General features: G+C 67.2%; 23 protein-coding genes. 7 read left to right on the plus strand and 16 right to left on the minus strand.

Annotated elements, in window-relative coordinates; translation table 11 throughout:
• The first annotated feature begins 50 nt into the window (after positions 1-50).
• A complete protein-coding gene (locus tag RBB34_RS15345; RefSeq protein ID WP_306120116.1) occupies positions 51-1169 on the plus strand; it encodes a sugar ABC transporter permease in 1119 nt (372 codons plus the stop codon).
• Between the two features lie 51 nt (positions 1170-1220).
• On the plus strand, positions 1221-2090 hold the full coding sequence (locus tag RBB34_RS15350) for a carbohydrate ABC transporter permease (protein WP_306120176.1): 870 nt from the start codon (positions 1221-1223) through the stop codon (positions 2088-2090).
• 10 nt (positions 2091-2100) lie between these two features.
• Here RBB34_RS15350 and RBB34_RS15355 read toward each other — a convergent pair whose 3' ends face one another.
• Genes RBB34_RS15355 through RBB34_RS15370 form a run of 4 tightly spaced genes read right to left on the minus strand, consistent with a single transcriptional unit; the run spans position 2101 to position 6087 of the window.
• On the minus strand, positions 2101-2655 hold the full coding sequence (locus tag RBB34_RS15355; protein ID WP_306120117.1) for a 6-phospho-3-hexuloisomerase: 555 nt from the start codon (positions 2653-2655) through the stop codon (positions 2101-2103).
• Positions 2655-4157, minus strand: a complete 1503-nt coding sequence (locus RBB34_RS15360; RefSeq protein WP_306120118.1) for an FGGY-family carbohydrate kinase — start codon at positions 4155-4157, stop codon at positions 2655-2657. The genes RBB34_RS15355 and RBB34_RS15360 overlap by 1 nt, the downstream gene beginning before the upstream one ends.
• Positions 4154-5272: a M20/M25/M40 family metallo-hydrolase gene (locus RBB34_RS15365; RefSeq protein ID WP_306120119.1), complete on the minus strand. Its 1119-nt coding sequence runs from the start codon at positions 5270-5272 to the stop codon at positions 4154-4156. Before RBB34_RS15365 ends, RBB34_RS15360 begins: the two co-directional genes overlap by 4 nt.
• 2 nt (positions 5273-5274) lie before the next feature.
• Positions 5275-6087 (minus strand): BtpA/SgcQ family protein, encoded by an 813-nt coding sequence (locus tag RBB34_RS15370; RefSeq protein ID WP_306120120.1) that lies wholly within the window; start codon positions 6085-6087, stop codon positions 5275-5277.
• A gap of 117 nt (positions 6088-6204) precedes the next feature.
• Here RBB34_RS15370 and RBB34_RS15375 point away from each other — a divergent pair, with 117 nt between their 5' ends.
• Positions 6205-7227 carry an aldo/keto reductase gene (locus tag RBB34_RS15375; RefSeq protein WP_306120121.1) on the plus strand — a complete coding sequence of 341 codons (1023 nt, stop codon included), beginning with the start codon at positions 6205-6207 and terminating at the stop codon, positions 7225-7227.
• On the opposite strand, the gene RBB34_RS15380 is transcribed toward RBB34_RS15375, so the two are convergent.
• The 3 genes from RBB34_RS15380 to RBB34_RS15390 are packed head-to-tail and all read right to left on the minus strand — an operon-like array spanning position 7224 to position 10034.
• A complete protein-coding gene (locus RBB34_RS15380; protein ID WP_306120122.1) occupies positions 7224-8135 on the minus strand; it encodes a ribokinase in 912 nt (303 codons plus the stop codon). The two genes, RBB34_RS15375 and RBB34_RS15380, sit on opposite strands and share 4 nt — an antisense overlap.
• Entirely contained in the window at positions 8132-9136 is a 1005-nt protein-coding gene (locus RBB34_RS15385; protein WP_306120123.1) for a TIM barrel protein, read from the minus strand. Before RBB34_RS15385 ends, RBB34_RS15380 begins: the two co-directional genes overlap by 4 nt.
• Before the next feature lie 34 nt (positions 9137-9170).
• Positions 9171-10034: an SMP-30/gluconolactonase/LRE family protein gene (locus RBB34_RS15390; protein ID WP_306120177.1), complete on the minus strand. Its 864-nt coding sequence runs from the start codon at positions 10032-10034 to the stop codon at positions 9171-9173.
• A 194-nt stretch (positions 10035-10228) separates the two neighbouring features.
• Between RBB34_RS15390 and RBB34_RS15395 the strand changes: the two genes are divergently transcribed.
• A complete protein-coding gene (locus RBB34_RS15395) occupies positions 10229-11536 on the plus strand; it encodes an L-fuconate dehydratase (protein ID WP_306120124.1) in 1308 nt (435 codons plus the stop codon).
• A gap of 7 nt (positions 11537-11543) precedes the next feature.
• Here the strand turns inward: RBB34_RS15395 and RBB34_RS15400 are convergent, their stop codons facing one another.
• Positions 11544-13190 carry a thiamine pyrophosphate-binding protein gene (locus tag RBB34_RS15400; RefSeq protein ID WP_306120125.1) on the minus strand — a complete coding sequence of 549 codons (1647 nt, stop codon included), beginning with the start codon at positions 13188-13190 and terminating at the stop codon, positions 11544-11546.
• Between the two features lie 182 nt (positions 13191-13372).
• Between RBB34_RS15400 and RBB34_RS15405 the strand changes: the two genes are divergently transcribed.
• Positions 13373-14107, plus strand: a complete 735-nt coding sequence (locus RBB34_RS15405) for an FCD domain-containing protein (protein WP_306120126.1) — start codon at positions 13373-13375, stop codon at positions 14105-14107.
• A 20-nt stretch (positions 14108-14127) separates the two neighbouring features.
• Here the strand turns inward: RBB34_RS15405 and RBB34_RS15410 are convergent, their stop codons facing one another.
• The 8 genes from RBB34_RS15410 to RBB34_RS15445 form a co-directional block, all read right to left on the minus strand.
• Entirely contained in the window at positions 14128-14997 is an 870-nt protein-coding gene (locus RBB34_RS15410) for an ABC transporter permease (RefSeq protein ID WP_306120127.1), read from the minus strand.
• Positions 14994-15938 (minus strand): ABC transporter permease, encoded by a 945-nt coding sequence (locus RBB34_RS15415; protein WP_306120128.1) that lies wholly within the window; start codon positions 15936-15938, stop codon positions 14994-14996. The genes RBB34_RS15410 and RBB34_RS15415 overlap by 4 nt, the downstream gene beginning before the upstream one ends.
• Positions 15939-16015: 77 nt before the next feature.
• Positions 16016-17623: an ABC transporter substrate-binding protein gene (locus RBB34_RS15420; protein WP_306120129.1), complete on the minus strand. Its 1608-nt coding sequence runs from the start codon at positions 17621-17623 to the stop codon at positions 16016-16018.
• A 159-nt stretch (positions 17624-17782) separates the two neighbouring features.
• Entirely contained in the window at positions 17783-18241 is a 459-nt protein-coding gene (locus tag RBB34_RS15425) for a RidA family protein (protein WP_306120130.1), read from the minus strand.
• Positions 18234-19190: an NAD(P)-dependent oxidoreductase gene (locus RBB34_RS15430; RefSeq protein WP_306120131.1), complete on the minus strand. Its 957-nt coding sequence runs from the start codon at positions 19188-19190 to the stop codon at positions 18234-18236. The genes RBB34_RS15425 and RBB34_RS15430 overlap by 8 nt, the downstream gene beginning before the upstream one ends.
• 1 nt (position 19191) lies before the next feature.
• A complete protein-coding gene (locus RBB34_RS15435) occupies positions 19192-20205 on the minus strand; it encodes an oligopeptide/dipeptide ABC transporter ATP-binding protein (protein WP_306120132.1) in 1014 nt (337 codons plus the stop codon).
• On the minus strand, positions 20202-21242 hold the full coding sequence (locus RBB34_RS15440) for an ABC transporter ATP-binding protein (protein ID WP_306120133.1): 1041 nt from the start codon (positions 21240-21242) through the stop codon (positions 20202-20204). Before RBB34_RS15440 ends, RBB34_RS15435 begins: the two co-directional genes overlap by 4 nt.
• 7 nt (positions 21243-21249) lie before the next feature.
• On the minus strand, positions 21250-22383 hold the full coding sequence (locus tag RBB34_RS15445; RefSeq protein WP_306120134.1) for a mandelate racemase/muconate lactonizing enzyme family protein: 1134 nt from the start codon (positions 22381-22383) through the stop codon (positions 21250-21252).
• Between the two features lie 207 nt (positions 22384-22590).
• Between RBB34_RS15445 and RBB34_RS15450 the strand changes: the two genes are divergently transcribed.
• Both RBB34_RS15450 and RBB34_RS15455 read left to right on the plus strand, forming a co-directional pair.
• Positions 22591-23463 (plus strand): alpha/beta hydrolase, encoded by an 873-nt coding sequence (locus tag RBB34_RS15450; protein WP_306120135.1) that lies wholly within the window; start codon positions 22591-22593, stop codon positions 23461-23463.
• Positions 23460-24104, plus strand: coding sequence for a hypothetical protein (locus tag RBB34_RS15455; RefSeq protein ID WP_306120136.1), 645 nt, complete (start codon positions 23460-23462; stop codon positions 24102-24104). The genes RBB34_RS15450 and RBB34_RS15455 overlap by 4 nt, the downstream gene beginning before the upstream one ends.
• Positions 24105-24121: the final 17 nt, after the last annotated feature.

The raw sequence follows: 24121 nt of genomic DNA on the forward strand, positions 1-24121 counted from the left end.
CCCCCCCCCCCGCCCCTTTTCGTCTTCCGCTTCCAGCACAAACCGATTTCATGAGCCTGACCGAAGGCGACCGCCTCCACACCGTCAGCGGCGAGCACATTTCGAGCCAGCGCGTGCGGGCAGGCAGGACCGTCCTGTGGTTCGGCGCCCTCGTGATGGTCGCCGCCTTCGCCGTGCAGACGCTCAAGACGGCCGGGCTCACAACGGCCGGCTTCGACAACTGGCGGCCGGTCTTCTACGCCTATTTCTTCTGGGCCTTCGCGCTGTGCGCCTCGCGCGTGATCATCTACGGCGAACAGGGCCAGAAGGCGCTGTTCGTGCTGCCGGCGGCGCTGTTCGTGATCTCGATGGTGGCGTTTCCGCTCGGCTTCGGGCTCTACATCTCGTTTACCGACTGGAACCTGTCCTCGCTCGACGGCGCCCAGTTCAACGGGCTCGACAATCTGCGGCAGATGTGGACCGACCCGTTCTACTGGAACGCGCTCGGCAACATGGTCATCTATGTGCTTGCGATCCTTGTCGAATATGCGATCGCATTCGGTCTGGCGCTGCTGCTCAACGCGCAGATTGTCGCGCGCAAGTTCTGGCGCGTCGCCTTTCTGCTGCCGCTGATGCTGTCGCCGGTGGCGATCTCCTGGATGGTCGGCAAGTCGATGTTCGAGGCCCGGTTCGGGCCGATGGCGCGGCTGGCGCGCTGGCTGGGCTGGGAGAGCCCGTCCTTCTTCGGTTCGCCCGAAATGGCGCGGCTGATGATCATGCTGATGGATGCGTGGAACTTCATCCCCTTCATGATGATCATGATCCTGGCCGGGCTGCAGGCGCTGCCGCGCGAGGTGCTCGAGGCGGCCAAGGTGGACGGCGCCAATGCCTGGCAGACATTCTGGCAGGTGACCTTTCCGCTCATGCTGCCGGTGTCGATCACCGCGATCATGATCCGCATCATCTTCAAGCTGAAGATCGCCGACATCATCATCAACGTCACCGCCGGCGGGCCGGGCGGGGCGACCGATTCGGTGACCAGCTTCATCTTCCGCGAATATCGCGACCGGTCCAATGTCGGCTACGGCACCCTGCTGGCCATGGTCTATCTGGTGCTGATCGTGATCTTCATGACGATCCTGCTCAAACTGTCGGACCGACTGGTGCGCCGGGCGACGGGCGGAGGCTGACCGGTGTCCGATCTGGAGATCACCCATGACGACTATGACCGCCGCCGGCGCATGCGCTGGTGGCTGAGCCGGCTGGTCATCTACGCGCTGCTGATCGCCTGGACGCTCGTGTGCCTTTTTCCGATCTTCTGGACGGTGACGACCTCGTTCAAGCTGGCGCCGGACGTGATGCGCGGCAATCTGATCCCCTATGTCGACTTCCAGCCCAAGGATCGCGGCTGGGAATCGCTCGGCCTTTCGTTCGACACCATGTTCGAGGTGTCGACGGTGCGCGAGGAGTTCCTCAAGCGCTTCATGAACTCGACCGTGATCTCGCTGAGCGCGTCGTTCCTCGCCGTGGTTCTCGGCTCGCTCGCCGCCTACGGGCTGAGCCGATTCTCCTACCGGGTCGGCTTTCTGCGCAATTCGGACATCTCGTTCTTCTTCCTGTCGCAACTCATCCTGCCGCCGGTGGTGCTGGCGCTGCCTTTGCTGGTGCTCTATCGCGAATTGGCGCTGCTCGATTCGCGCGTCGGCATGGTCATGATCTACACGCTGATGGTGCTGCCCATCGTCATCTGGATCATGCGCGACCAGTTCATGGCGATCCCGGTCGAGCTGGAGGAGGCGGCGCTGGTCGACGGCATGTCGGTATGGGGCGCGTTCGCGGTGATCATCGTGCCGCTTGCCCTGCCCGGCATGGTCGCCGCCTTCATCCTGTGCCTGGTCCTGAGCTGGAACGAATACTTCTTCGCCGCGCTGCTGACCTCGACCAACGCCAACACCTTGCCGGTGATGATCGCCAGCCAGACCGGATCGCAGGGCATCAACTGGTGGTCGATGGCGGCGCTGTCGACGGCGGGCATCGCCCCGCTCGTGCTGGTCGGCATCTTCCTGGAGCGCTACATCATCAAGGGCATGACCGCCGGCGCCGTGAAATAGAGCGTGTGGCCTACTCCATGTTGGTGTGGCGCGCGCGCATGGTCTGCGCCGTCTGGCCGAGCCGGCCCCGCAGATCGGCGATCATCGCCTCGAACACAAAGAACAGGGCGCCCTCATAGACCGAGCCCATGGGCAGCATGGACGTGCCGTCATCGCCGCCGTCGGACGCCATGGTCTGGGCCGGCACGGCGAGCACGAGATCGGCCAGTGCGGCCGATGGCGTGCCGGGCACGGCGGTGAAAAGGAGCAGCCGCGCGCGGGCGGCGCGGGCCGTGGTCATCTGCGCGGTCACCGTGGCCAGTTCGCCCGGCCCGGCCGAGACGATCAGCAGATCGCCCGCGCCCAGCGGCGGCATGGTCGTCTCGCCGACATAGCCGACCGCGCAGCCAAGGTGGTACAGCCGCATGGCCAGCCCGCGCAACTGGTAGCCCTCGCGGCCACAGCCATAAACGCCGATGCGCCGCGCACCGGCGATCATCGCGCAGGCGGTGTCGAGGCTGGCCGGATCCACGCCGCCGAGCGCGGTCCCGACACGGTGCAGCGCTTCGTCGAACCGGCCATCCATCACAGCGGCCCGTCGATGGCGGCCATCAGGTCCCTGGTCTGCGAATAAAGGTTCTTGAAGATCGCATACTGGCGCTGATAGAGGGCGGCGTTTTCGGGCAACGGCGCCACCTCGCTCGCAATCGGGTTCCAGCGTTCGATATCGCCCGCCGCGACATCGCCGAGCGCCAGCGCGGCGAGAAAGGCGTCGCCATAGGACGCGCCGATCGACTTCTCGCGCATCACCTGACCCATTGCCGCGACATCGGAGGTCGCCTGCATCCAGACCGCGTTCCTGGTGCCGCCGCCGACGGCGTGCAGGCTTTCGGGCCCCTGGCCGATGTCGCGATAGGTCTCGATGACATGGGCCGTGCCATAGGCGATGCCCTCCAGCAAGGCCCGGAACATGTCGCCGCGCGTGTGGGTCAGATCGAGCCCGAACAGCATGCCCTTGGCGTGGGAATCGTGGATCGGCGTGCGCGCGCCGGAGAAATAAGGCAGCAAGATCAGGCCGTTGGCACCAGGCGGGGAGTCTTGCGTCTCGCCGACAAGGTCGGCAAAGGCCGTTTCGGCGTCCAGATCGCGGGCGAACTGGTCGCGGAACCAGTGCGTCAGCGTGCCCGCCGTCGGGATCCCGGCCATGGAGGCATATTGCCCCTCGAACAGCCAGGGCGCCGACCACAGCCGTCGGTCGCGCACCCACTGGGCGGTCGGCATGATGATGAAGATGGACGAGCCGTACATCACCATCATCTGTTGCGGCGACAGCACGCCGATGCTGACCGCCTCGGCCGCCGCGTCGATCGTGCCGGCGGTAACCGGCGTGCCGGCGGCAAGGCCGGTTTCGGCGGCCGCCTTCGCCGCGACCTGGCCGACGATCTCGGTCGTCCAGACCGGCTCGGGCAGGCGTTCGGGCTCGATGATGTCGGCCGACAGGTCGGTGACGTAGCGCCGGGCGGCCATGTCGTAGAGCGGGGAGGTATTGGCGGCCGAATAGTGATCGATGACCACCCTGCCGGTCAGCCGCTGGACCAGAAAAGAGGTCGAGTTGAGCACATGGGCGGTCCTGGCATAGATGTCGGGATGGTTGCGCTTGAGCCAGAGGATCTTCGGGCCGACAGACTGGGCGGTCAGCGCGTTGCCGCAGCGTTCAAGGATCGCCTCCTCGCCGATTTGAGCGGTCAGTTCGTCGACCTGCGTGGCCGCGCGGTTGTCGACGCCGTAAAGGACCGCGTTCATCAGCGGCTCGCCCTGCGCATCGACGGGCAGCATGCACGGACCGATGGCGCTGGTCGCAACGGCGCGGATCGCGCCCGGGTCGATGCCGCTATCGGCCAGCAGCGTGCCCGTGACATGAACGAAATCGCCCCACCAGTCCTCGCGGGGGCGATGTTCCGCCCAGCCGGCCTGCGGCACCAGCATCTTGTGCCCGCGCGCGGCGCGGGCGACAATCCGGCCCTCGGGGTCGGCCAGAACGCCCTTGGTCTCGAAGGTGCCGATATCGACGCCCAGATAATAGCTCATGACGGATAGTCGTCCCTGTTCAGACTGAAGCCGGCATCGATGCGGCCTATTGCGGCGACGAGCAGTTCGGCCAGGCCGGTCAGGTCGCCCAGATCGCACATCTCCATGGCCGAATGGGTGTAACGGCAGGGAAAGCCGACATCGATGACCGCCACGCCCTCGCCGACCAGCTGGACATAGGCCGTCTCGGTGAGCGCCCCGGTATGGGCGCTGCGCTGCAATGGCAGGCCGGCCGCCGCGGCCGCGCCCTCGAGCAGCGCCACCAGGCCCGGATGCGGAAAGGCGCCGTTGAGCGTGCCGCGGCCGTGAAAGGCGTAAAGCGAAATGCCCGGCCCGCCGCCGAGCCGGACCTCGCCTCGGCTCGCCATGTCGGGCGTGTCGGCGGTTAGCAGCAGATCGAGCTGGATGGCGATCTTCGGCGCGAGCGCCTGCGCCGCCGGTAGCGCGCCGCGCAGGTTGAATTCCTCCTGGACCGAAAAGACGACATGGACGGTCGGCCGCGCCGTCACGGCGGCAAGCCGGCGAACGGCTTCGAGCTGAACGGCGCAGCCGGCCCGGTCGTCGACCGCGGTGCCGGCGATGCGTCCGCCGGCTAGGCGCGCCACATGCGGCCTGTAGACGACCGGTGCGCCGATCCTCACGCCCGCCTCGGCCGCCTCGCCGGCGCTGCGGAAGCCGCAATCGACGAAAACCTCCTGATAGGGCACGACGCGGTACTTCTCGTCCGGGCCGGTGGCATGATGGCTCTTGTTGGCGATCAGGCCGGGCACGTCGCGTCCCTCGCCGACCATGACCAGCACGGGCTGGGCGGCGAGCGCCCGCTCGGGCACGCCGCCGACGCGCTCGAGCCGCAAGAAGCCGTCGGGCTCGATCCTGCGGACGACGAAGCCGAGCTGGTCCATATGCGTGATCAGCATCACCGAAGGCAGGTCTGGATCGCCGTCGAGCGTTGCGATCAGATTGCCGAGCATGTCGGTGCGGCTGTCGATGCCGAGCGCGTCGAGCTGGCGCTTGAGCCAGGCGCGCACGCGGCCCTCATGGCCGCACAGGCCGGGGATGCGCATCAGTTCGTCGAGCGCCTCGCCGATGCGCTTTTCGGCCCCGGTCCCGGCCATGCTCACGCGCCCCGCGCCGCGCGCACGCGCGCCATGAAGTCGTCCGCCCGATCCGGATCGACCGGGTTCCAGGTATTGCCGTCGACCTTGAGCGAGGAGCCGACGACGCAGCCATCGGCGATGGCGAATATGTCGGCCACGGTGGCGTGCCTGACGCCGGTATTGGCCATGACCGGCGTGTCGGGCAGCGCCTTCTTGACCGCTTCGAGATCGCTGATCGCGGCCGCCTCGCCGGTAATCTGGCCCGAAACGAGCACCGCGTCGGGGATCGAGGAGAAGACGGCGCTGCGCGCCCGGTCGGACAGCGGCCGGCGGTCGAGCGACCAGGCGAATTCCGCCGAGACGTTGAACAGCGTGACCAGGTCGGACCGGCCGAGCCGGTCGCGATAGCGCAGCGCCTTGCCGGCGTCGGGCGTCCAGGGCCCCATGTCGGAGGCGTAGGTGCCGGTGAAGATCTCGCGCACGAAGCGCGCGCCGGTCGCGGCGGCCAGCGCCATGGTGCTCATCGGGTCCCACAGCACGTTGACGCCGAAGGGCATGGTCAGATCGTCCTTCAGCCGGCCGATGACGTAGGCCATCGCCGCGGTCGAGGCGGTATCGACCTCGAACTCATAGGGCCGGTCGTTCTCATTGCCGAACATGACCGCGTCGAAACCGGCCGCCGAAAGCGCCTTCAGATCGCGCCGGGCGGCCTCGACGATGGCCTGCATGCCGGCGCGGTGATCGTGCAGGGGCGTGCCCGGCAGGGCGCCCAGATGCACCATGGCGATGGCGGGCTTGGCCGTGCCGAAGACGGCGCTGAAACGTTCGGTCATGTGCGATGTGTCCTCCCCTGCTGCCGAGGCTAGCACCGGGGGTCACATCGCTTCAAGCGTGGCCTTGCCGGCCGCCGCGCGCTGATTCATGATGGTGCCGCAAGGCGGAGGATATCCATGAAAACAAGGCATTGGGAGCGGCTCGAAGGTCGCGGCATCGACTTCACCGAGCTCGGCTTCGGCACCGCCCCGCTGGGCAACCTCTACAAGGCCGTCAGCGACGAGGCGGCGCGCGAAACGCTCGATGCGGCCTGGGAGACCGGCTGCCGCTATTTCGACACCGCTCCGCTGTACGGGCTCGGGCTGGCCGAAACGCGGCTGAACGGGTTTCTGCGGGGCAAGAAGCGCGAGGACTACGTGCTGTCGACCAAGGTGGGACGGCTTCTCGAGGTGTGTCCGCCCGAGCAGCGCCACGGCATCGGCAAGTTCTTCGACACGCCCTCGCGGCGCGAGGTCTATGACTTCACCTATGACGGGGTGATGCGCTCGTTCGAGCTCTCGCTCGAACGGATGGGCGTCGACCGCGTCGATATATTGTTCGCGCACGATCTCGACCTGTTCAATCACGGCACCTGGGAGGCGCTCGAGGCCAAGCTGACCGAGTTCATGGCCGGCGGCTATTACGCGCTTATGTCGCTGCGCGACCAGGGCGTGATCAAGGCGTTCGGCGCGGGCGTCAATGAATGGAAGCCGGCGCAATGGCTGACCGAACGCGGCGATTTCGACATCTTCCTGCTCGCGGGGCGCTACACGCTGCTCGAGCAGGAGGCGCTGGAGAGCTTCCTGCCGCTGTGCGAGCAGCGCGGCATCGGCATCGTCTTGGGCGGGCCGTACAATTCCGGCATTCTGGCGACCGGCCCGATCGAGGGGGCCTTTTACAATTACGATCCGGCGCCCCAGGACATTCTCGACCGGGTCGGACAGATCGAGGCGGTCTGCCGGGACCACGGCGTCAAGCTGATCGAGGCGGCGCTGAAGTTCCCGCTCAACCATCCGGTCGTGGTCTCGGTGATCCCCGGCGGGCAGTCGGCGACGCAGGTGACCGGCAACCGGGCGATCTACGAGACCGATGTGCCGCCGGCGTTGTGGGCCGACCTCAAGCAGCGCGGACTGATGCGCATGGACGCGCCAACGCCCTAGAATCGGTCGAGCAGGGCGCGCACCGCGTCCGGGCCGATCCGGTCGCGGTCGGCGACGGGCGTGGACACAAAAAGCGCGGCGGCGGCCATCGCGTAAGACAGCGCGGCGGCCATCGCATCGCCCTGCGCAAGCCTGGCGACGAGCGCGCCGCAGAACATGTCGCCGGCGCCGTGGCTCGAGGCGACCGGCACGCACGGGGCTTCATGGTGAAGGGCGCCCTGCCCCTTGCGGCGATGGACCAGACCGTCCGCGCCGAGCGTGACGATCAGGTCGGCCGGGCCGCCGGCCCACGGATCGACCGCGCGCAACGCCGCGTCGATTGTCGCGACCGGCCCGCCAAGCAGCGCCTCGGCCTCGATGCGGTTGACGATGAGAATATCGACCAGGGCGAGCAGGCCCGGATCGAGCGGGCGCATGGGCGCGGCGTTCAGAACGGTTTTCGCGCCCTGATCGGCCGCCATGCGGGCCAAAGCAAGGTTCACGGGCTCGGGCACCTCGTTCTGCAGCAGCAGATGGCCGGTGCCCGGCGGCCATGTCAACGCGGCCGGGTCGATGTCGCGATTGACGCCGGAGACGACGACGGCGCCGTAATCGCCCCTGTCGTCGACAATGGCGACGCTCATGCCCGACGCGCCGGTTGCGGCCTGCTGAATGAGCGCGGTGTCGACGCCGGCGCTTTGCAGATTGGCGAGCAGCGTCTGCCCGAAACCATCGTCCGCCAGCCGGCCGGCGAAGGCGGTCGGGGCGCCGTGGCGCGCGCTCGCGACAGCCTGGTTGCCGCCCTTGCCGCCGCAGACATAGCGCACCGCGGCGCCCATCAGCGTCTCGTCGGGGCGCGGCAGGCGCGGCGCGTCGACGACGACATCGAGATGCAGCGCGCCGGCGACAAGGACGCGGCCGTCGCTCATCGCTCGGCGCCGCCGAACAGCGCCGCCTGCACGATGGCCTGGCTTGCCGGCGCATCCTGGCGGGCGATCGCCTCGGCCAGCGCGCCGTCGTCCATCAGCCGGCGGGCGATCGGGATCAGGCGATCCATCGCGGCGATGTTGGCGCGGCACTCGGCGACGGGATCGAGGCCGGACTGGTCGGGAAAGGTGTCGAAATAGACGGCCCGGTCATAACCGCAGCGCATGACTTCGACGAGCAGTTCGAGGGTCTGCACCGGGTGGACCGCGCCGGCCATCAGCCCGTCGTCGCGCTTGCCGTAGCCGTCATTGAGATGCACGCCCAGCAGCCTTGAATGGCGGGCGACGAGCGCGGCCGAATGGGCCGGCATCTCGTCGGCATAGAGCACATGGGCGAAATCGAGCGTGACGCCCATGTTGGGCGCGCCGACCTCGCCGATCGCCAGCAGCGTGGTCGCGACATCGGGCATCAGCGCGAAGGCGCGCGGCTCGTTGGGCTTGTATTCGATGGCGATGTCGATCGACCGGTCATGCGCTGCGACCGCATCGAGAGCGGCGATGGTGTGGTCCCAGGCCCGCCGGTAGTCCAACTGGAAGGCGTAGTCGAACCCGTCCTGGCCCATCCACAGGGTCATCAGCCTGGTGCCCATCTCGGCGGCGGCGTCGATGCCCTTTCTGGTGATGTCGATGGCGGCCTGGCGCACCGTCGCATCGGGATGAGTGAACGCGCCCAGCTTGAAGCCGTGATCGGTGTAGTAGCGCATGGCAAGGCCGTTGACGGCGATGCCGAGCCCGTCCATCGCCGCGCGCAGTTCGGCCGGACCCGTATCCTCGAGATGGTCGGGAAAATTGAGGTCGGCGGCGTTCAGGCCATCGGCCTCGGCGGCGCGCTCGAGCAGATCGAGCGTGGTGATCCGGTTCCTGCCGGGCCAGCGGCGCTCGGCGCCGATGCGGAAGGCGTTGAGCCGCGCCGCATAGCGCGGCCTGTCGGGAAAGCCGGACATGTGTGCTCCTTGAGGAAAGGCCGTCGGCGGGCCGTCACGGCCCCGGATAGGGCAGGCCCGACACGTTCACATAGGTGGCATAAAGGCTGGTCGTGCCGCAGATGAAGAGCCGGTTGCGCCGGGCGCCCCCAAAGCACACATTGGCCACGACCTCGGGCACGGCGATCTTGCCCAGAAGGGCGCCATCGGGCGCATAGCAATGGACGCCATCGCCGGCGCTGGTCCAGACATTGCCGTGGACATCGATGCGAAAGCCGTCGAACAGCCCATTGTCGCATTCGGCGAAGACATCCCCGCCCGACAGGCGGTCGCCGTCGACGGAAAAACGCCGGATGTGGCGAGGGCCGTTGTCGACATGGGTCGCGCCGGTGTCGGCGACGAACAGTTCGGTACCGTCCGCAGAAAAGGCAAGACCGTTGGGCTTGACGAAGTCGGTGCCGGCCGCCTTGACGGCGCCGGTGCCCGGGTCGACGCGGTAAAGGTGCGAGGCGCCGATCTCGCTTTCGGCGCGCGCGCCCTCATAGTCCATATCGATGCCATAGGTCGGATCGGTGAACCAGATGGCGCCGTCGGCGGCGACCACGACGTCATTGGGCGAATTGAGCCGCCGGCCCTGGTGGCTGTCGGCGATCACCGTGACCGTGCCGTCATGCTCGGTGCGGGTGACGCGGCGGCCCAGATGCTCGCAGGTGACGAGCCGACCCTGGGCATCGCGCGTATTGCCGTTGGCGTTGTTCGCCGGTTCGCGGAAGACCGAAACGCCGCCATCCGTCTCGTCGAAGCGCATCATCCGGTCGTTGGGAATGTCGGAGAAGATCAGGTAGCGCCCGCCGCCGAACCAGGCCGGTCCCTCCAGCCAGCGCCCGCCGGTCCACAGCCGTTCGAGATGGGTGTTCATCAGGACGAGCGCGGCAAAGCGCTGATCGATAATGCGAAGATGGTCCAGAAACACGCGCTCGGCCCTCCCGTGCCGCTTGTCTCCGTGTCGGCCAATGGCGGCGGCGCGTCAAGGCGGCCATGGCTTGCCAAGCCCGGTTGCCGGAGACCAATATCGCACCGAGCAAGGGTTCAACGCCAGCCGAAGGTTCGACCATGTCCGCCACCATCACCCATGTCCACGCCCAGGACATTCGATTTCCCACCTCGCGCGCGCTCGACGGCTCGGACGCGATGAACCCGGCGCCGGACTATTCGGCCGCCTATGTGACGCTGCACACCGACCACGGGCCGACGGGGCATGGCCTGACCTTCACGATCGGGCGCGGCAATGAATTGTGCGTCGCGGCCATCGATGCGCTGGCGCCGCTGCTTGTCGGCCATCGGCTCGACGACCTGTTCGCCGATATGGGCGCGATGTGGAAACGGCTGACCGGCGACAGCCAGTTGCGCTGGCTCGGCCCGGAAAAGGGCGTCATCCATCTGGCCGGCGCGGCGCTCGTCAACGCGGTCTGGGACCTCTACGGCAAGAGGGAAGGCAAGCCGGTCTGGCGGATCCTGGCCGACATGACGCCGGAGGAAACCGTGCGGCTGGTCGACTGGACCTATCTTGCCGACGCGCTCGATCCGGGCGAAGCGCGCGAGCGCCTCGAGGACAAGGCCGCCGGCCGCGCCGCGCGGATCGCCGAGATGGAGGCTGGCGGCTATCCGGCCTACACGACCTCGGCGGGGTGGCTGGGCTATTCGGACGACAAGATGCGGGCGCTGTGCGAAGCGGCGATCGCCGATGGCTGGAGCCATTTCAAGATGAAGGTCGGCGCCGACATTACGGACGATCTGCGGCGAGCGGCGATATTGCGAGAGGCGATCGGGCCCGAGCGCAAGCTGATGATGGATGCCAACCAGGTGTGGAGCGTGGACACCGCGATCGCCAACATGAAGCGGCTCGCCGCCTACGAGCCGTGGTGGATCGAGGAGCCGACGAGCCCGGACGACATTCTCGGCCATGGCCGGATCGCGCGCGAGATCGCGCCGATCAAGGTGGCGACCGGCGAGCACTGCCACAATGCGGTGATGTTCAAGCAGTTCCTGCAGGCAGATGCGCTCGGTTTCTGCCAGATCGATTCATGCCGGCTGGCCGGGCCGAACGAGATCGTCGGCGTGCTGCTGCTGGCCGACAAGTTCGGCGTGCCGGTCTGCCCGCATGCCGGCGGCGTGGGCCTTTGCGAATATGTCCAGCACATCTCGATCTATGACTATGTCGCCGTTTCGGGCTCGCTGGAGAACCGTGTGCTCGAATATGTCGATCACCTGCATGAGCATTTCATCGATCCGGTCGTCATGCGCGACGGCCACTACATGCCGCCGACAGCGCCGGGCTATTCGATCGAGATGAAGCCCGACAGCCTGGCCGCGCACCGCTTTCCCTCGGGCGAAGCGTGGACGGCGATGCCGGCTGCCTGACGGCCGGTCAGGCGTCTCGCCCCATCACCTTGCCCGGCGTCAGCACGCGCGGGTCCGGCAGCACCTCGATCAGGGCGGCGGTCTCAGTGGCCATGGCGCGCTCGAAGGCGGGCGCGAAATCGGCCGTCCGGGCGACGCGCTCGCCATGCAGGCCATAGGCGCCGGCCAGCGCCATGAAATCGGGATTGAACAGGTCGGTGCCCGAAACCCGGCCCGGATAATGCGCCTCCTGATGCATGCGGATGGTCGCATACATGCCGTTGTTGACGACGATGACGATGATCTTGAGCTGGTGCTCGGCGATGGTGCCCAGCTCCTGCATGGTCATCTGCAGGCAGCCATCGCCGGCGAAACAGACAACGGTGCGGTCGGGATGAACCAGCTTGGCCGCGACAGCGGCCGGCAGGCCGTAACCCATCGAGCCCGATGTCGGCGCGAGCTGGGTGCGGTAACGGCGATGGCGGTGGAAGCGGTGCAGCCAGACCGAATAATTGCCCGCGCCATTGGTGATGATGGCGTCCTGGGGCAGCCGATCGCGCAGCCAGACGACCGCTTCGCCCAGATTGAACGCGCCCGGCAATGCCGTGGCGGTGTCCGAAAAGGCGCGATAGTCGGCATTGGCGGCTCTCGTCCAGTCGACCCAGGCGCATTGCGCAGGTGCCGCGAGCCGCGTTGCCGCGGCGAGGAATTCGCCGACCGTTGCATTGATCGCCATGGCGCCGTGATAGACGCGGCCAAGCTCCTCGGCATCGGCGTGGATGTGGATCAGGCCCTGGGCGGGTCCGGGGATGTCGATCAGGGTGTAGGACGAGGTGGTGCAGTCGCCAAGGCGTGCGCCAAGCGCCACGATCAGGTCGCTTTCGCCGATGCGCGCGGCGAGCCTTGGATCGATGCCGAGTCCGGCAACGCCGGCATAGTTGGGATGGTCGTTGGGGAACCGGTCCTGGCAGCGAAAGGCGGCGGCGACCGGCAGCGACCAGCGCCCGGAGAGGCCGACCAGCGCGGCGCAGTCATCGGCCGTCCAGGTCTCGCCGCCGACGATCATCAGCGGGCGCCGGGCCGCGGCGAGCCGCTCGCCGAACCGTGCCATCTGCGCGCGCGAGGGCGCGGGCCGGCCGACCACGGCCTCGGGCACCGGTGCCGCCTCCGCCTCGCCCGACAAGACGTCCTCGGGCAGGCCGAGCACCACCGGGCCGGGCCGGCCCGACATGGAAGTGGAAACGGCGCGGGCGAGATATTCGGGCAGGCGCGCGGTGTCGGACACGGTCGCGGCCCATTTTACCTGGTCGCCGAACATCGCCTTGACGTCGATCTCCTGGAACGCCTCGCGCTCGACAAAGCCGCGCTCGATCAGCCCGACCAGCAGGATCATCGGCACCGAATCCTGGGCGGCGACATGCACCCCGGCATAGGCGTTGGCCGCGCCCGGCCCGCGCGTGACCAGCGCGATGCCCGGCCGTCCGGTCAGCTTGCCAAAGGCCTCGGCCATCATCGCCGCACCGCCCTCCTGCCGGGCGATGGTCAGGCGGATGTCGGGCGCGTCGACCAGCGCATCCAGGATCGGCAGAAAACTCTCGCCGGGAACCGAGAAGACGTGGTCGATCCGATTGGCCCGCAGGGCCTCGACGACGATCCGGCCGCCGGATTTCAGCATGGCTTGCACTCCGTCTTGCAATAAGCGGTTGCGTTCGCGCCGACTTGGCCCATTGTGGGACCAAATCGATATCGGGAACGGCCATCGGCGCGCCAGGCGCAGGTGGACGATGGTCTTGTGGTTTGTGATTTGCCGGCATCTGGTGTATTCGAGCCAGCAAAAGCAACGATCACGAAGCAGCCATGGACGACCAAACCGCAACCAGAAGCCGAACCAATTCCGACTTTCTTGTCGCCCATGGCGAACGGGCACGGTCCGATGCCGAGCGCCAGCGCATCTACGCCAAGCTCAAGGACGCCATCGTCACCGGCACGTTCGGCGAGGATGGAAGGCTGCCGACCGAGCGGGCGCTTGCCGAGCATTTCGGCACGGCCCGCAACACCATCCGCAAGACCATGAGCATGTTGGCCGAAGAGGGCCTGATCGAGCGCCATGTCGGGCGCGGCACCTTCGTTGCGCGCGCGAGCCAGACGCGCGCCGACGCGCCGGCCGAGGAGTACAACCTCGCCGAACTGCTCGAGGCGCGGCTGCTGTTCGAGCCCAATATTCCCGACCTTGTCGTCGAGCGGGCGACAGACGACGACATCGCGCTGATGGAGGCCTATCTGGCCGAGATGCACTCGGCGCGCAGCTGGCGCGAGTTCAAGGAGGCCAAGTACTGCCTGCACCTGGCGATCGTGCGGGCAACCCACAACCGCTTCATGAGCTTCGTGTTCGAGCAGATCGTCGCCTCGCGCCGGCGCGCGCAATGGGGCCGGCCCGGCGGCCATCCGAGCCCGGTGGCGGCGGTGCGCGAGGCGGCCTACCGGGACAATGCGCGCATTGTCGATGCGCTCAAGGCGGGCGAAGCGGAGGCGGCGCGCGAGGCGATCCGCTCGTACCTGATCCATACGCTGGCCATGGCCAGTTCGAACTGACCCGGTATTGCGGCGCGCGCTCATCGGCTGTTCATCCGGCGCTGCAGGGCGCGGCCGACCAGCATCAATGCAAGCGACGTGATCAGCACCGCCAGACCCGGAAAGATCGAGATCCAGGGGGCAAACAGGATATAGTCCTTGCCCTGTTCGAGGATCGCGCCCCAGTCGGGGGTGGGCGGCTGCACGCCAAGGCCGAGAAAGCCGAGCGCCGCCTGAATCTGCAGGATCAGTGGAAACAGGATCATGTACTGGGTCAGCATCAGCGGCATGACATTGCGCGCCACGTGGCGGCCCAGGATCGTGGTGTCGCGCAGGCCGACGCTGCGCGCCGCCTCGACATAGGGCAGGCTCGCCTCGCTCATCGCGCCGGCGCGGGCGATGCGGAAGAAGACCGGCATGTAGACGATCGACAGGGCAAGGACGAGATTGACCATTTGCGGGCCCAGAATGCCGGTGATGATGATGCCCAGGATGATCGGCGGAAAGCTGAGCATGACATCGACGAGGCGACCGAGCACCTGGTCGATCAGCCCGCCGAAATAGCCCGAGATCAGCCCGAAGAAGCCGCCCAGGATCGCAGAGAGCAAGAGCGAGCCGGCGCAGATCGAGAGGGTGACGCGTGCGCCGTGCACGACGCGGGCGAACAGGTCGCGGCCGACATCGTCGGTGCCGAACCAGTGGGCTGCCGATGGCGGCTGGAGGGTGGCGGCGGAGTTGATCGCAAAGGGCGATTGGGCGGCGAACAGGCCCGGCACGGCCGCAACGACCACCAGCGCGCCGATCAGCGCCAGGCCCGTGGCCATGGCCGGCTCGTTGCGGGCGCCGCGCAGGAGCCTGACCGGCCAGGAGGGCGAAGCCGGCCGTGTCCGCTCGGGCAGCGTCATGGTCATGACACCCTCATGCGCGGGTCGATGGCGTGGTAGGCGATGTCGATGACCAGATTGACGATCATGGCCACCAGCACGACGAGCAGAAGCGCGCCCTGGACGACCGGGTAGTCGCGCGTTTCGATCGCCGTCAGCAGCAGCCGGCCCAGGCCGGGCAGCGCGAACAGGCTCTCGATGATGACGACACCGCCAAGAATCTGGATCAGGATCAGCCCCATGAAGGTGACGATCGGGATCGTGACGTTGCGCAAGATGTGCTTGAAGAAGACGATGCGCGTGGGCAGGCCCTTGGCGACGGCGGTGCGCACATATTGCTGCTGCAGCGCGGAGACGACGTTCTGGCGCACGAACTGGCTGTAGGCAGCGACCTGCAACAGGGCGAGGCTCGACACCGGCAGAACCAGGATGGCGGCATTGTCGGCGAGCGACTGCGTGGGCGGCACGAAGCGCAGCGGCGGCGACCAGGACAGAGCGCTGGAGACGGCAACCAGCAGCATCAAACCGACCCAGAACACGGGCGCGGACAGGCCGATCACGTTGAAGCCCTGAATGAGCGTGTCGATTGGCCTGCCCTCGTAAATGCCGGCGAGGATGCCGAGTGGCACGCCGATGACGGTGGCCACGGCAAGCGTGACGAGCCCCAGTTGCAGGGTCACCAGGAAGGACGACACGACCATGTCGGTGACGGGAATGCCGCGCGTCCAGCTCACGCCCAGATCGCCGCGCAGCGCATCGCCCAGCCATGTGACGTACTGGACATGGATCGGCGCATCGAGGCCGAAAAAGGCGCGCAGCGCGGCCTCGGCCTCCGGTCCGCCGGCCTGACCCATCATCTGCGCGACGACGTCGCCGGGCACCATGCGCACCAGCGCGAAGATCAGAAAGGTCGCGAGCAGCGCGGTGACGATCGAGGCGCCGAGGCGCTTGAGAAGATAGATGCCCATCGGGGAACCATGGCTGTTTCAGCATGTGGCGACCGGGCGCGCCTTGGCGCCCGGCCGCGCAATGTCAAGCGAAGGCCTTACTCGTCCAGCCAGGTGCGCGCGATACCGTAATACCAGCCGGTGGGATGTTGGCTGTAATTCTGTACCGCCTCGTCCCGCACCACGATGTGGTCCGAGGAGAACATCATGATCGTCGGCACGGTCTCGGCGAGCACCTTCTGGAACTGGGCATAGATATCTTTGCGTTCGTCGTAATCGCTCTCCGAACGGCCCCTGGCGAGCAGTTCGCTGGCTTCCTCATTGTTCCAGTTGCGGAAGTCGGCGCCCTCGGGCTGCTTGTGGAAGTGACGGAAGAACAGTAGGTTCGGATCGGGCTGGGTCGCCCAGTCATTGAAGGTGAAGCCCATCTGGCGCGAGCGGAAGTTGTCGATCCACACGCCCAGATCGACGCGCTGGATCTGCAGGTCGATGCCGATCTCGCCGAGTTGCTCCTTGAGCGTGACCGCGGCCGGGTCCATCCAGTCATAGCCGTTGATGGTGGTCAGCGTGATGTCGACGCCGTCGCCATGGCCGGCGTCCTCCATCAGCGCGCGGGCCCGCTCCAGGTCGCGCGCCTGAAAGGGCAGTTCGGAGGCCGGCACGCCCCAGCGGTCTTCCAGGCCGGCCACGATGGTGGTGATCACCTGACCATAGCCGCCGATCGCCGCCTGCATGATCTCTTCCTTGTCGATGGCGAGCGAGATCGCCTGGCGCACGCGCACATCGTCGAGCGGCGGAGTTTCCGAGCCCAGATCGACGGTTTTCTGGTTGAGCGACGGGAAGCGCTCGATGACCAACCCTTCAATGCCCTCGACCTGGGCGACGTCCTGGGGTCGCTCGAGGTTGACCACGTCGATGCGACCGTTGCGCAGCGCGACCAGCATGGAGGCACTGTTGGGCAGGAAGGCGAAGTTGACCGCATCGAGATAGGGCGCGCCCTCCTCCCAGTAGTCCTCGAAACGCTCCAGCGTGAGGTTCTGGTTGGGGTTGAACTCGGCCAGTCTGAACGGGCCGGTGCCAACGCTTTGGGAGTTCATCGCCGTCCTGGCGTTCTCGTCGTCGAAATAGCCGGCCGGGATGACGGCGCCGTATTTGTTGCCGAGCGTCATGGGCAGTGCCGCGTTGGGCTCGGACAGGGTCATGACCACGGTCAGCGGACCGGTCGCCTCGACGGAGTCGATGATGGCGAAGTCGCCGGCGCCGGGCGAGCCGTTTTCGGGATCGCGGATGTAGTTGTAGGAATAGGCGACGTCCTCGGCGGTCATATCCTTGCCGTTGTGGAACTTGACGCCCTCGCGCAGCTGGAACGTGTAGGTCAGCCCGTCCTCGGAGACCTCATAACTCTCGGCCAGAAGCGGCTTGGCCTCGCCGTCGGCGGCCTCGTAGAAAAGGCCCTGATAGATCAGCACGGTGACGCGGATGCGCGCATCGGCGGCCTGGTGGAACGGATCGAGCGCGGGCGGCTCGACCAGCATGCCGACATCGAGCGTGCCGCCCATCTGCGGGGCATCGGGCACCGGACCGTAGAGCTCGGCCCAGGCCGGGCTCGCGGCGGCGCCGGCAAGCGCCGCCGCAGTGAATGCAGTGATGATGGATTGCCGTGGCCTCCGGCCGATTGCGGCGACGATGGATTTGTGCATGGACATTTCGCTCCTCCAGGCTCGCATGCCACCGCAAAACCGCCGCGCCAAGGCGCGACGCCGCCCGGAGGTGGCCTTTCCGGGCGATCGGTCGAACAATTCGGGCTCAGCTTGCAATACCGATTCACGCAATCCGCCCAAGCTCCCGTTCTCCCTTGGTTTTCGTCAGTCGCGCACAGCGACCGTCATCTCGATCTCCACCGCACAGTCGCGCGGCAGTTCGGCAACGCCCACGGCGGCGCGCGCATGCCGGCCGGCCGCTCCAAAGATCTCGCCGAGCAGGTCAGATGCCGCATCCAGAACACTTGGCTGACCGTTGAAGCCGGGCGCCGATGCGACATAGCCGTTGATCTTCAGGATGCGCTCGATCCGATCGAGCGAGCCCAGTTCCGCCCGAAGGCAGGCCAGACCCTGTAGGACGCAGACCCGCGCTTCACCCTGCGCGGTTTCAAGATCGACCTCGGCGCCGACCTTGCCGAAGACGCGCACCTCGCCGTCGACCTTGGGCACCTGGCCGCTGACATAGGCGACGCCGCGATGCACGGTCACCGGCACGTAGTTGAAGGAGGGGCTGGCCGGATCAGGCAGGTTGATTCCAAGCGACTTCAGCCGTTCTTCATGCATTGGCAGGCTCCTTGGCGAGCATGGACTTGACGACGTCGGCAAGGCCGAAGGCCGGGGCGAAGCCGAATCGGCTGCGAAAGCGTGCATCGTCGATGAGAGGAAAGGTCCGCGCCTGCGGCTCGGGGTCGATGGCGATGTCGAGGCTGCCGAAGCGGCCTTCGAGTTCGGCCGTGACATCGGAGAGCCGCGCGGTGAAGCCGTTGATGTTGTAGACCGCCTCGGCCTGGCCACGTCGCGTCAAGGCCAGGACCATGGCATCGGCAACGTCGGCCACGTGCATCAGGTCCATCGGATCGTCGTGGAATGCGGCGCGAAGCGCCCTGCCGGCGCCGGCAGCCTCGATCAGCGCGACGATGGTCGAGGCTGCGCCCTGGTACCACAGGCCAGGGCCGAGCACGAGCGGCAGGCGCAGGCCGACCACGTCGAGCCCGTACCGATTGCGGTAGTGCACGGCCACGTCTTCGGCCATCTGCTTTGTCAGGCCATAAAAGGTGATCGGGCGGCGCGGCGCGGCCTCGTCGACGCGGCCGGGCGGATAGGCATCCGCATCGCCATAGACGACGGTCGAACTCGTCCAGACGACGCGGCCGACACCGGCTTGGCGCGCCGCTTCGAGCGTGTTGCGGAAGCCGAGCACGTTGATCGCCAGCGCCCGGTCGGCCTCGGCCTCGCCCGAACGCATCAGCCCGCTGCGGCCGACGCTGTGGGCGGCCATCGTCACGAGCGCGCGGGCACCGGTGTCATGGATCGCAGCGACGATGGCATCGCGATCCTCGACGCTGCCATGGGTCTCGTCGAACCGGCCGGCGAGGTCGGCGAGCAGATCGTCGGCCATGGGCGGGCCGAACAGGTGCGGGCGGATGCCCGCCTCGATCAACCGTCGCGTCAGATGGCTGCCGACGAAGCCGCGGCCGCCGAGCACGAGCACGCTTGCCAGTTTCCTCGGCATGTCACAGAGCGATGTCGTCACGGATGCAAGCCTTGAACTGATCGGGCGCGACCTCGCGCAGCGGCGGCACGGTCCTCGCGCAATCGGCGATGGCGAAGGGGCAGCGCGTGCGGAAGACGCAGCCCGAGGGCGGCGCGGCCGGGCTCGGAATCTCGCCCTTCAGGATCACACGGTTCTCCGGCGAGACGGCGCCGGGCACTGCCTGCAGCAGTGCGGCGGTGTAAGGGTGTGCCGGCCGGCGATAGAGTGCCTCGGTCGGCGCGCTCTCCATGACACGGCCCAGGTAGAGGACGACCACGCGGTCGGCGATGACCTCGACGACGGACAGGTCATGGCTGATGAACATCAGCGCCAGCCGCAGTTCCTGCTGCAGCGACCGCATCAGGTTGACGACATCGGCCTGCACCGACACGTCGAGCGCGGAGACCGGCTCGTCGGCGACGATGAACTTGGGCGAGGAGGCCAGCGCGCGGGCGATGGCGATGCGCTGGCCCTGTCCGCCCGAGAACGAGCGCGGATAGCGCTTCATGTGCCGGGCCGACAAGCCGACCTGCTCGAGCAGCCTGACGGCGGCGGCCTCGGCGGCGCGCCCGTCCAAGCCGAAATGCAGGCGCAGCGGCTCGGTCAGTATGCCGCCGACCGTCATGCGCGCATTGAGCGAGGAAATCGGATCCTGGAAGATCATCTGGAAATTGCGGCGGAAGCGACGCAGCGCGTTGGCGTCGAGCGCGCCCAGATCCTGGTCCTCGAAACTCACCGTGCCTGAAGTCGCCTCCAGAAGGCGCAGCACCAGCCGGCCCAGGGTCGACTTGCCCGAGCCGGATTCGCCGACGACGCCCACCACCTCGCCGGGCGCGATGTCGAGATCGACCGCCTCCACCGCGCGTACCGTGCCGCGCCGGGACGGCAGCAGGGAGCGGCCGATCGGAAAATGCTTGGTCAGCGCGCGTGCGCTGAGCAGCGGCGCGGCCTCATCTCGCGTCGCCTCTGGCGCCATGGCGACGGCCGCACTCATGCGACGATCTCCCGATGGCGCATGCAGGCGGTCCAGTGACCCTGCGAGGCCTCTTCAAGGCGCTGCACCCTTGTGGCACAGCCGGCCTGCGCATAGGCGCAACGGTCGTGGAAGGCGCAGCCGGCCGGAGGGTCGAGCGGGTCGGGGAGCGTGCCCGGGATCGGATGCAGCGCCTGGCTCTCTGCGGAAGCATAGTCGCGTTTCGGGATGCAGGCGATCAGCGCCCTGGTATACGGATGCCGCGGCCGTTCGAGCACTTCGGCGACATTGCCCTCCTCGACCACGCGGCTGGCATACATTACCGCCACCCGGTCGGCGATCTCGCCGACCAGCTTGAGATCGTGGGTGACGAAGATCATCGCCATGTTGCGCTCGCGCTGCAGGTGGCGAAGCAGGTCGACGATCTGTGCCTGGATGGTCACGTCGAGTGCGGTGGTCGGCTCATCGGCGATCAGAAGGCGCGGATTGCAGGCCAGTGCCAGCGCGATCATGACGCGCTGGCGCATGCCGCCTGACAATTCGTGCGGATAGGCGTGCACGCGCCGCTCTGGATCGGAAATGCCGACCTGGGCGAGCAAATCGACCGCATCGCGCATTGCCGCACGCCGGTCCTTGCCCAGATGCAGGCGCACCGACTCGGCGATCTGCTCGCCGATGGTGAAGACCGGATTGAGGCTCGACATCGGGTCCTGGAAGATCATCGCGATCTCGTTGCCGCGAATGTCCTCCATGACGCGCTCGTCGAGCTCGAGCAGGTTGGCACTCGCCCCGTCGCGACGGCGGAAGGTGACCGAGCCGCCGACGACGCGCGCCGGCGTGCGCGCCAGGAGCCGCATCACGGTAAGACCGGTCACCGACTTGCCGGATCCGGACTCGCCGACGATGGCCAGCGTCTCGCCCTCGGCGACGCTCAGCGTGACGCCGTCGACGGCGCGGATGATACCCGCCTCGGTGTAGAAATGGGTCTGAAGGTCGCGCACCTGAAGGATCGGCGTTGCAGTCCCGGCAGCGTCCGCCTGCGCCTTGCCCGTTTGCATGACAGCGTCAGCGGACGGCATGGCGCTCCACCGCGTCCATATCGATCTCAATGCCAAGGCCCGGGGCATCGGGCACGGCGATCGTGCCCTCTTCTGGCGCGAGCGGCGTCTTCAGCAGATCTTCGCGCAGCGGGTTCTCGCCCAGGTCGTACTCGAGAAGAACCGGCTTCGGCACATTGTGCGCATGCGGGTAGACCGACAGCGCCGAAACATAATGAAGGGCGGCGGCAAGGCCCACCGCGCCGCCCCAGACATGGGGCGAGATTCGCAGGTGATTTGCATGGGCGAGTTCGGCGATCTTGCGGCCCTGCCAGAACCCGCCGCATAGCGACAGGTCGGGCTGCAGCACGTCGGCCGAGCCGGCCTCGGCAATCGGTCTGAAGTCATGGACCGTGAACAGCGCTTCGCCCGTGGCGATGGGCACGCCAGCGACCGCGTGCAGGCGCGCGAGCCCATCATAGTCGCGCGGGGCGAGCGGTTCCTCCACCCAGCCGGGCCGATAGGGCCGCATGGCATCGATCGCCTGGCGCGCGATGTCGAAAGTGTAGTTGGTGTTGATGTCGACCAGGATCTCGACATCCTCGCCCAGGATCCGCCGCGCCGTCGCAAGGCGCTGCGCGTCCGATTGCGGCGACAGGCCGATCTTGATCTTGACGTGCCGATGGCCGGCCTCGGCCATCGCCTCGATCTGCGGAGCGTAATCGGCCTGGGGCGTTTCGGTCAGATAGCCGCCCGAAGCGTAGATCGGCACGCGGTCGAGATTGCGCCCACCGACCAGCCGGCAGACCGGCACGCCCAGAGCCTTGCCGGCGGCGTCCTTTGCGGCGATGTCGATACCCGAAATCGCGGTCATCATCGCGTTCTGAAGGCCGAAATGGTAGTGCCGGGCGAGGATGCAGTCATAGACATGCTCGATATCGAGAACATCGGCGCCGACGAGGTAGCCGCTCAGAAGCGACAGGTAGGCTTGGTTGAAATCGGGCGGGCCCCAGGCTTCCCCGAAACCGGTGGTGCCGTCCTCGAGCGCAAGGACGACCAGCGTCGACTGGCGGCCGGTCGCCAGCGCCTTGGACATGCCATAGGACTTGCCGTCGGCCAGCGGGACGTTGAGGGCGATGAACTCGATGGACCTGATCTTCACGCCACACGTACCCCGTCACTCGCCGCTGGACATTGCGCTTTCGCCGCCGGTCGCCGAGCCGGTCAAGCTCGCGTTCGAGCGGACGGCACCAAGCGCGGGCATTTGTGAACCATTTCCAACCATATTGCAAGAACCACTTCCCATCGCGCCACAAGATCGGCTAAGCCTCCGAAAAACAAGGGGACGAGAAGGGACCAGGCGCTTGCAATGATGCAACCAATATGGGCAAAGCTGTCGCCCGAAGAGCATGAATTCCAGTACAATCCGCAGCACGCCTTTCCCGATTTCGCCAAGGCGCGGGCGAAGCGGGCACCCTACAACGACCGGGCGCGCGAGGCGCTGACCGTCACCGCCGATGTGCCCTTCGGCGCTCACGCGCTGCGCCGGCTCGACATATACCCCGCCGCCAAAGCCGATGCGCCGGTTCATGTGTTCATCCATGGCGGCTATTGGCGGGCGCAGGACAAGGCGAATTTCGCCTTCATCGCCGGCGCGCTGGTGCCGCACGGCATCACCACGGTAATCGTGAACTATGAACTGTGCCCGGCCTCGACGCTCGATGGCGTGGTCGATTCGGCCATTGCCGGCTTTGGCTGGATCGCCCGGAACATCGGTGCCCATGGCGGCGATCCGGCGCGGATCACCCTGTCGGGCCATTCGGCGGGCGCGCATCTGGGCGCGGCGATCATGGCCCATGACTGGCCCGAGCCGACGGCGATGGGGCTTACCGGTGTGGTGCTGACCAGCGGCATTTACGATCCCGCGCCGGCGATCCACACGTCGGTCAACGCGCAGCTCAATCTCGATGCGGCGATCGCGGCGCGGCACAATGTCGAGCGTCGCGCACCCGTGCTGCGCCCGGACGTGACGATCCTGGCCGGCGCCGGCGAGCCCGACCAGTTCGTCGACCAGTCCTTCCGCTACTACCACAATCTGCGCGCGCACGGATTTGAGCCGGCGCTGCATGTGCTGGCCGGCTACGACCACTTCAACATTCTGGACGAATATCTTGATGCCGACAGCGTGACGATGCGCACGATCCTCCGCCAGTGCGGCGTTGCAAAGGAGGGACGGCCATGACGGAGGCGGCAAGACGGATCCGGCTGGCGGTCTACGATCTGTCCGAAGGCGAGACGCAATTGCCCAACGATGCCGGCACGGTGCATTTCGTCTATGTGAAGACGGGGGCGGCAAGGTTCGACCGCGACGGCCACAGCGTTGGGCTCGGCGCTGACGAAGGCGCGTTCGCAAACGGGCATGTGATCGTCGCGCCCGGATCGGAAGTCTGGCTGTTCGAAAAGGCACCAGTCGCGGCGCCTTACGCGCCGGCCGAACCCGTGGCCGCCCATCCGGCGACGCTCGGCTTTGCCGGCCCGGTGCTGGTGCGCGTCGACCGCATCGAATCACGCCATGGCGCGCAGACGCCCAGGCATGGCCATCGCGGACCGGGCATGCGACGGCTGGTCTTCGGCACGCTGCGCGCCGATGTCGGCGAGGCGGTGCATCGCATCAGGGCGGGCGATGCGTGGTTCGAGACCGGCACGGAGCCGGTGGTCGGCACCAATTACGGCGGCGCGAACGCGGCCTTCGTGCGCATGCTGGCGCTGCCGGCCGAACTCGAAGGGGGCAAGTCGTCCTTCATCGCCGCCGATGCCGGCGAGGCGGCCAAGCCGCGATCGGTCGACCCGCGCCTGTTCGGCGAGGTGCTGGAGGCGGAATAGACGATTTCGGCAGATCT

It is taken from the genome of Roseitalea sp. MMSF_3546, from assembly GCF_030732865.1.
Lineage (GTDB): Bacteria > Pseudomonadota > Alphaproteobacteria > Rhizobiales > Rhizobiaceae > Roseitalea.